The following is a 365-nucleotide window of genomic DNA, read 5'->3' on the forward strand; positions in this document are numbered from 1 at the left end:
AGCCTCTCCGTCACACTCTTTCAGTTCCGCACCAAAATCTCTGCAAACCTCTGCCGCACACTGACCGAAGGAAGCGTGATGCAGATCCCCCAATATCGGCTTTCGATACTTGGTGATAAACACCAAATGTACGTGCAAAGCGTAGGTCGCATGGCGTGATTTATTAATTTTAGTGAATTGCATTCTGTCACTCAATCGGGCTTAATAGATATGGCAATGATGCTACACACTGAGCGCTAAATGCAAATTCTGAAAGCCTACAAATTCCGACTCGAACCGACCGAACAACAAGCGCAACGCCTGCGCCAGTTGGGCGGTTGTGCTCGTTATGTCTGGAATCACGGGCTGGCAGAAACCAAACGCAT

General features: G+C 48.5%; 1 pseudogene. It reads right to left on the bottom strand.

What is annotated here, in order from left to right:
* A pseudogene (gene tnpA / locus J9889_RS23780) lies at positions 1-183 on the bottom strand (IS200/IS605-like element ISAs26 family transposase); the annotation flags it as partial.
* Between the last annotated feature and the right edge of the window lie 182 nt (positions 184-365).

The sequence above is a fragment of the Aeromonas sp. PrichA-15 genome, assembly GCF_017939245.1.
Lineage (GTDB): Bacteria > Pseudomonadota > Gammaproteobacteria > Enterobacterales > Aeromonadaceae > Aeromonas > Aeromonas caviae.